Annotated in this window: 5 protein-coding genes; 3 read left to right on the forward strand and 2 right to left on the reverse strand. The window is 64.0% G+C overall.

Features of this window, described 5'->3' with window-relative positions:
* Positions 1–590 precede the first annotated feature (590 nt).
* The gene (locus RDM88_RS10235; protein WP_308754744.1) at positions 591–2,180 is read left to right on the forward strand and encodes a DUF4080 domain-containing protein; all 1,590 of its coding nucleotides are present in this window, start codon (positions 591–593) and stop codon (positions 2,178–2,180) included.
* A 174-nt stretch (positions 2,181–2,354) separates the two neighbouring features.
* On the forward strand, positions 2,355–3,896 hold the full coding sequence (locus RDM88_RS10240; RefSeq protein WP_308754745.1) for a Na+/H+ antiporter NhaC family protein: 1,542 nt from the start codon (positions 2,355–2,357) through the stop codon (positions 3,894–3,896).
* A gap of 75 nt (positions 3,897–3,971) precedes the next feature.
* On the opposite strand, the gene RDM88_RS10245 is transcribed toward RDM88_RS10240, so the two are convergent.
* Both RDM88_RS10245 and RDM88_RS10250 read right to left on the reverse strand, forming a co-directional pair.
* Positions 3,972–4,919, reverse strand: a complete 948-nt coding sequence (locus tag RDM88_RS10245) for a glycosyltransferase family 2 protein (protein ID WP_308754746.1) — start codon at positions 4,917–4,919, stop codon at positions 3,972–3,974.
* Positions 4,916–7,411 (reverse strand): YfhO family protein, encoded by a 2,496-nt coding sequence (locus RDM88_RS10250; RefSeq protein ID WP_308754747.1) that lies wholly within the window; start codon positions 7,409–7,411, stop codon positions 4,916–4,918. The genes RDM88_RS10245 and RDM88_RS10250 overlap by 4 nt, the downstream gene beginning before the upstream one ends.
* Positions 7,412–7,578: 167 nt before the next feature.
* Between RDM88_RS10250 and yfbR the strand changes: the two genes are divergently transcribed.
* A complete protein-coding gene (yfbR, locus tag RDM88_RS10255; RefSeq protein WP_308754748.1) occupies positions 7,579–8,142 on the forward strand; it encodes a 5'-deoxynucleotidase in 564 nt (187 codons plus the stop codon).
* Positions 8,143–8,334 lie beyond the last annotated feature (192 nt).

Genomic DNA, 8,334 nt, shown 5'->3' on the forward strand with positions numbered 1-8,334 from the left:
CCGCGCCGCCTCCGGTTGGCCTTCGGCCAAAGTCGGCGGCGCCCGTGACACGGATCAATGAACGAGTGTACCGCATCCCGCCAGCCGCCGCGCCGCGGGCGCAATGCCTCTGCCGGCGAGCCTCCGGAACTGTATCAGAAAATGCTTGCGGGGAGGCACGGCCGCTTCTGTTTCGCTCGCATTTAACGCGAGGAGGCGGAAAACCGGTCGGCTTCGCCGCCCACGCGCGTAAAGCGTGCAAACGCCCGGAATGGGCGTTGTTTTCCGCCGGATGGTTTTACCGCGCTATCCGTCTCCACCTGTTGGGAGATTCGAGATTAGGTTGAGCCCTCAGCTAGTGTACCCGTGGGGAGCGGCGGAAGTCTGCGGGTCTTGGCAAGGTACTCCCGGAGATTCCTAAGAACCCGGCGGAGGGTTCTTAGGCGCCCTTCTTTCGTCCATTTCTTGGGCGCGCAAGAAATGGACCCGCCCGCCGGGGCGGGACCCGGCAGCTCCGCCGCTCGATGAGCGGCAAATCCAGAGTGATCAGGCCGGTCTACTACCGGCAATCCCCACCGCTTGATGAGCGGAAAATCCCCAGGAGGAAAGCGATGAACATCCTGCTCGTGGCAATCAACGCAAAATACAGCCACACCAACCTCGCGGTGCGCGACCTGCAAAACGTGCTCGCGGCGGAGGGGATGGATTCCGGGATCGCGGAATATACGATCAACCAGCCCGCGCGGGAGATCCTCAGAGACCTTGCGCGCCGGGGCGCGGACGCCTATTGCTTTTCCTGCTACATCTGGAACATCGAGCATGTGCGGAAAATCGGCGCGGACCTGCGCCTGCTCTTCCCGGAGGCGTCCATCCTGCTGGGCGGGCCGGAGGTGAGCTTCGACCCGGAGGAACGGCTCGCGGCGATGCCGTGGGCGGACGCGGTCCTCTGCGGCGAGGGGGAGCCGCTGATCGCCGGGGTCCTGCGGGAGGGCCGGCCGCGCGGAGTCCGGCGCGCCGGACGGTTCACCGACCTGGACGCGCTGCCCTTTCCCTACCGTGATCTCGACGCGCTCAAAAACAGGGTGCTCTATTATGAGTCGTCGCGCGGGTGCCCGTTCGGATGCAGCTATTGCCTCTCCTCGGCCGACCGGACGGTGCGCTGGCGTTCGCTGCCGCGCGTCTTCGATGATCTGCGGCGGTTCCTCGACGCGGGGGTGATGCAGGTCAAGTTCGTCGACCGCACCTTCAACCTCGACGCGGACCGCGCGCTTGCGGTCTGGCGGTTTCTCGCGGAGCAGGACAACGGCGTTACCTGCTTCCAGATGGAACTGGGCGGCGACCTGCTCACCGGGGAGCAGCTGGCGTTTCTCTCCGCCGTGCGGCCGGGGCTCTTCCAGTTCGAGATCGGCGTGCAGAGCACCTGCGGCGAGACGCTCGTGGAGGTCTGCCGGAAAACGGACGTCGGCCGCCTGATGGAGAATGTGCGCGCGCTTTCGGCCGCCGGCGGCCCGCACCTGCACCTCGATCTGATCGCGGGGCTGCCGGGCGAGGATTTCGCGCGCTTTGCGAAGAGCTACGACGAGGTGTTTTCCCTGCGGCCGGAACAGCTCCAGCTCGGCTTTCTCAAGCTGCTGCGCGGCTCCGCCCTCTACGCGCGCCGGGAGGAATACGGCTTAGTCCACAGCGAAACGCCGCCCTATGAAATTTTATGCACGCCGCAGCTCTCCTTTTTGGAGCTGGCGCGGCTCAAATCGGTCGAGGAGATGACCGAGGCCTACCATAACAGCGGGCGGTTTTCCCATACGCTCGAATATTTGCTGGAATTCATCCCCTCTCCGTTTGAGGCGATGCGCGCGCTCGGGGAGCGGATGCCCGGACGCGCGGTGGGCAAGTACGAGTATTACGATCTGCTTTACGCGCTCTGCGTCGAACGGGGCGGGGACCCGGACGTCTGCCGCTGGCTTGTCCGGTACGACCTCTGCCTGCACGAGAAGCCGCGCCGGCTGCCCGCCTGCTGCCCCGAGGCCCCGCGGGAGGCGCGGCGGCTCGCGGCGGCGCGGAAGCTGCCCCCGCAGGCGCATCTCGAGCTGTTTCCCTTCGACGTGACAAGCCCCGGACGGGAGCCGGGGGAGACGGCGGTCTGCTTTTTCCACGGGGAGCGCGACCTGCGCGGCAGGGCGCGCGCCGAACGGATTTTTTAAAAGGCCGGACAGTTTGCCCGGCTTTTTTTGTATACCCGCGGCGCCCGGCGGCTGTATTTTTTTGCAAAAAAATTGGGGAAATTTGTGGGATTGTGTTGACTTTTCGCTGCAATTATGCGATCTTTATAACAGTACGTTCACAATTTGTTTTTATTTGAGGGGGACGAAAGAAAGATGGAACCTGTATTCGTAGGCTGGCTGTCGCTGCTGCCGCCCATTATCGCGATCGGGCTCGCGCTGATCACCAAGGAGGTCATCTCCTCGCTGATGATCGGCATCCTGTCGGGGGCGCTCATCTATGCGCTCAATACCGGCCTCAACCCGGTGGTCGGCGTCGCGGAGACGACCTTCAAGCTGATGGCGGGCCGCATGGATGTCAATATCCTGCTCTTCCTTGCGTTGCTCGGCGCGCTGGTCGTCGTCATGCAGATGGCGGGCGGCTCGCGGGCGTACGGCCGCTGGGCCTCCAGCAAGCTCAAGAGCAAGCGCAGCGCCCTGCTTGCGACAAGCGCGCTCGGCGCGCTCATCTTCATCGACGACTATTTCAACTGCCTCACCGTCGGCACCGTCATGAAGCCGGTCACCGACAAGTACGGCGTTTCCCGCGCGAAGCTCGCGTACATCATCGACGCGACGGCCGCGCCCATCTGCATCATCGCGCCGATCTCCAGCTGGGCGGCGGCCGTGGGCTCCAACCTGGCGGTGACGGGCGCGTTTGAAAGCGACCTGGGGGCCTTTGTGGCCACCATCCCCTACAACCTCTACGCGCTGCTTTCGATCGTCATGGTGGTCGCGCTCTGCTGCACCAACCTCGACTTCGGCCCGATGGCGGGCGCGGAGGCGCGCGCGGCCAAGGGCGAGCTCGGCGCGGTGGACTCCACCGTTGGCGAGGAGCTGCCCGTCAACGACAAGGGCCACGTCTACGACATGATCATCCCCGTCGTGGCGCTGATCATCTTCTCGATCCTCGCGATGCTGTGGAACGGCGGCTACTGGGGCGAGGACCCGGCCTTCCATTCGATCGCCGCGGCGTTCGGCAACTGCACCGCCTCCGAGGCGCTGGTCATCGGCGGCTTCGGCGGCCTGATCGTGGCGTTCCTGCTCTTTGTGCCGCGCGGCGTCGTCCACTATAAGGACTTCATGGCCGGCATCGGCGAGGGCGTCAAGTCGATGGTCCCCGCGGACATCATCCTCATCCTCGCCTGGACGATCAGCGGCGTCTGCCGCGACCTGCTCATGACGGGCGAATTCGTCAAGGGCCTCGTCGAAAACGGCGGCTTCCCCGGCTTCCTGCTGCCCGCGCTGATCTTTGCGATCGCCGCCTTCCTCTCCTTTGCGATGGGCACCGCCTGGGGCACCTTCGGCATCCTCATCCCGATCGTCGTTCCCGTCTGCATGGCGGCCGCGCCCCAGCTGCTGGTCGTCTCCCTCTCCGCGACGCTGGCGGGCAGCGTCTTCGGCGATCACTGCTCCCCGATTTCCGACACGACGATCCTTTCGTCCACCGGCGCGGGCTGCAACCACATCGAGCACGTTTCCACCCAGATGGTCTACGCGATCACCGTGGCGGCCTGCTGCTTCATCGGCTATATCGTGGCGGGCCTGACCGGAGGCAGCATCCCGGTCACGCTCGGCGTTTCCGTCATCCTGCTGCTGGGCGCGCTCTTTGTCCTCCACCGCCTGTTCGCCTCCAAGGGCGAAAAACAGGCCGCGTAAAACCTGCCGCGCAGATAAATAACCGGGCCGCTGCCATTGGCAGCGGCCCGGTTTTTATCGCGGGGAATTCCCGGTTCAGCCGTTGAGGAACTGGTCGACCACAAAGCGGGGACGGTGCTTGACCTCCTTATAGATCTTGCCGATGTATTCGCCGAGGATGCCCAGGCAGAGCAGCTGGATGCCGCCGAGCGCCCAGACGGAGCCCATGAGGGTGGTCCAGCCCTCGACCGTGTGGCCGAAGAGCTTGGTGACGAGCAGCCACAGCAGGCAGAGCACGCTCGCGGCAAAGATCAGCACGCCGAGGGTGGTGATGAGGCGGATGGGCTTGACGGAAAAGGAGGTGATGCCGTCGATCGCGAAGGAGAGCATCTTTTTCAGCGGGTACTTGGATTCCCCCGCGAACCGTTCGCTGCGCTCGTAGGCCACGACCGAGGTGCGGAAGCCGATGAGCGGCACGATGCCGCGCAGGAAGAGGTTGACCTCGCCGTACTCGGAGAGCGCCTCGAGGGCGCGGCGGCTCATGAGGCGGTAATCGGCGTGGTTCTGGACAATCTCCACCCCCATCCACCGGAGGAAGCGGTAGTAGCCGACCGCCGTGGTGCGCTTGAAGAGGGTGTCCTTTTTGCGGGAGGAGCGCACGCCGTAGACGATGTCGCTGCCCGCCTGGTACTCCGCGACGAACCGGTCGATCGCGCCGACGTCGTCCTGCAGGTCGGCGTCCATCGAAATGGCGATGTCGCAGAGGTCCTTGGCCACGGTGAGGCCCGCGACGAGCGCATTTTGGTGGCCCTGGTTGTGGGCGAGCTTGAGGCCGGAAAAGAGCGGGTCGCGCTCATGCAGCCCGGAGATGAGCTGCCAGGTCGTGTCGCGGCTGCCGTCGTCCACAAAGAGCACGCGGCTCTCCGGGGAGACGGTCCCGGCGGCGATCATGCCGCCCAGCTTTTCCTTGAGGCGTTTGGAGGTCTCGGGCAGCACCTCCTGCTCGTTGTAGCAGGGGATGACCAGGTATAAAATCTCATTCATTGCGTTTCCTCCCCGGAATCGGGCGTTTCGTCAAACCAGGAGGCGGGCGGCGGCTCGGGCGGGCCGTCCGCGTCCTCTTCGCGCGGGCCGTCCGGCTCCTTCCACTCGGCCGCCGGCTCCCCGCCGTCCAGCTCGTCGGTCATCTCCCGCAGAGGAGGCCGCGGCGGGTCGTCGGGCGTTTTCCCGTACCGCTTCCAGAGCAGCAGGTAGACGGCCAGCAGCAGCGCCGCGCCCAGCGTGAGGGTGACGCCGGCGTAGAGGCCGGGCGTCGTGTAGGTGAAGCGGATGACGTTGTCCCCGGCGGGCGCGCGCACCGCCATGAAGCCGAGCGCGGCCTTTTCGATCCGGGCGGGCTCGCCGTTCACGGTGGCGGACCAGCCGGAATCGTAGGGTACCGAGTAAAAGACGAGGTTTTCCCGCGGCAGGTCGATGCGGGAGGTAAAGCCGCGGCTGTCGGTTGTGAATTCATAGCCGGCGGTCTCCCGCCGCGCGAGGCAGTCGGCGAAATAGTCCTCCTCGTCGAGGCTTCCATAGTACTCCTCGGGCATATATTCGAGGATATCGCCGTGGCGGCCGGCCGCCTCGTCCTTGAGGACGAGCGCGTGCAGCAGCACGGCGGCGCGGTCCTCCTCGGGGACCGCCTCGAGGTCGCGCACGGTGATATAGTAGTCGTAGGTGAAGCCCATGGGGATGAAATAGTCGTTCTCATAGAGGTTGTAGCCGAGCTGGACCGACCGGGGCTCCCAGCCGGGCATCGGCTCCTGCTCGGGGTCGTCCGTCTTGATGAAGAGCCAGCGCACCGAAAGCAGCGGGCGCAGCTGGTAATATTCCGTTTCGGGCTTGGAGGAGACGTCCCGCTTGACGCCCACCTTGGGGTAGAATTCCATGATCGAGACGGGCACGATCGAATGGAAGGCCTGGATGTTGGGCAGGTGCCAGAACATGCCGAGGTTGTCCATGCCGTGGTAGATGTCCGCGCGGGCAAAGACGCCGTCGTCGGGCAGCTCGAGCTCGTAACGGCCCGCCAGCGCGGTGTCGCGCAGGAAATCGGGCTTGTCCGAATGGGTTTTGCCGGTTGCGATGAAGGTGATCGAATAGCTCGCGCACACAAAGCAGAGCGCGGCGGTCATGATGCGCATAAACGCCTTTGTGTTGCGCCAGCGGCGGACAATCAGCCAGAGGGCGGCCAGCGAGAGGATCGCGATGCCCGCGGTGGCCGCGAACCGCTCGGGATATTTGGCCAGCCCGATTTTGACGCCGCCGTCCGACTGGAGGGTCGGGGTGAGCCCGAGGATGGCGGTGACGACGGCGGTAAAGAGGAGCGTCCACCGGAAGCCCCTGTCGAGGTCGATCGAGCGGTTTTCAAACGCGAGCACGGTGGCGAGCGCCATCAGCAGGATGGGCATGTAGTACCAGCGCGCGTAATAGGAGTTGTTGAAGAGGATGAAGATGCTGTTGAGCCCGGGCACGAGCGCGGCGACGGCGCAGACGAGCAGGATGCGGCGGAGCCAGTCGCGCTTGGAGCGGACGTAGGCGATGACGCCGGTCATGCTGACGAAGGGCAGCCACGCCGAAAGGGAGGCCCATTTGGCCCCGCGGTCGGGGAAGAGGTTGGGGCGGCTGGGCAGGTCGGGCGGGAAGAAGGCGGAGGAGACGATGGCGGGGTAGAGCTGCTGGTGCCAGTAGAGCCAGAGGTTCCAGCCGCTGAGCAGCTCGTCCGCGCCGGTGCGCGGGTTGCCCATGATCGCCATGACGGCGGGCAGAAAGAGCGCCATCGAAAGCAGCAGCCCAAGCACCGATTCAAACGCCGTCCAGAAGAAGCGGCGCAGGTTCATGCGCCAGTCGGGGGAGAGGGCGCGGATGATGAAATAGAGGATGACGAAGACGACCTCGCCGATGAAGAACCAGTAGTTGACAAAGGCATTGATCGCGACGGCGAGGGCAAAGACGCCCCGGCGGTTGTGTACGATCAGCTCCTCGAGGCCGACGAGCAGCAGAGGGAAGAAGATGATCGCCTCGTGGAAGTGGTTGAAAAAGATGTTGTAGACGGCGAAGCCCGAAAAGGCGTAGAGCAGCCCGCCGAAGACGGCGAAATCGCGTTCCTTCACAAACCGTTTGAGATAGAGGGTGCCGGTAAAGGCGGCGCAGGCATGCTTGAGGATGAGCAGCGGCCCCATCAGGTAAGGAACGAACGAGGTAGGGAAGGGCAGGGTCAGCCAAAAGAAGGGGCTCCCGAGCAGGTAGAAGCTGTAGGAGCCGATGAAATTGGCGCCCAGGTCGGTATACCAGTTCCAGAAGAGATCCCCCGAACGCACCGCCTCGTGGGCGAGCTTATAGAAAGGAATCTGCTGGACGTTAAAATCCCCGTAAAAGAAAAAGTACCCCTTGTCCCAGATGATGAACGGGAGAAAGATGACGGCGGCCGTCACCAGCGCGATCAGAAACGCCCTGCGGCAGCTGCCCTTATTCTGTGTCTGTGACGTGAGCGGCATTGCAAAACCTCCAAGCTGACAGATGGGGAAGTTACCTTACTAAATTATACCACAAATGACGAAGTTTAAAAGCCCGCCGAAAATTTTCCTGCAAAGGCTTTCTTTTCTTTCAGTGGCTGATATGGTATGATTTGATGCAGAAGACCGCCCAGGAAAGGAGCAGAACGATGGAACCCTACGGATTTTTCGCAATGCTTTCCCGTATGAAATACATCAGCCGCTGGGGCCTCATGCGCAATTCCCGCACCGAGAACCTCAGCGAGCACACCCTCGAAACCGCCTACTTCGCCCACGCGCTCGCCCTCATCGAGGGGGCGGACCCCGCGCGGGTGGTGCTCTGCGCCCTCTATCACGATTGCAGCGAAATTCTCACCGGCGACCTGCCCACCCCCGTGAAATACCACAACCCCGCCATCAAGGAGAGCTATAAGGCCATTGAGGAGGCCGCCGCCGACCGGCTGCTCGCCACCCTGCCTCCGGAGCTGGCTGAACGATACCGTCCCTGCTTCTTCGAGGAGGACCCGCAGGTCCGCCGCCTCGTCAAGGCCGCGGACAAGCTCTCCGCGCTCGTCAAATGCATCGAGGAAATCCGCATGGGCAACGACGATTTCCTGAGCGCCCGGGAGTCCCAGCTCACCGCCCTGCGGGAGATGGAAATCCCCGCAGTCGACGTCTTCCTGCGGGAATACCTGCCCGCCTTCGACCGCACGCTCGACGAGATCAGCAGGTGACGGGGGCCGCTCAGTGAGCGGCGGAGCTTGCCGGTAGTCGACCGGCGGAGGCCTTAGATTTGCCGCTCAGTGAGCGGCGGAGTATGTCGGTAGTCGACCGGCGGAGGTCTTAGATGTTCCGCTCATCGAGCGGGGGAGCTTGCCGGGTCCCGCCCCGGCGGGCGGGTCGACTTCTTGCTCGCCCAAGAAGTC

Origin of the sequence: uncultured Anaerotruncus sp., assembly GCF_902490045.1 — a bacterium.
GTDB lineage: Bacteria > Bacillota > Clostridia > Oscillospirales > Ruminococcaceae > Anaerotruncus.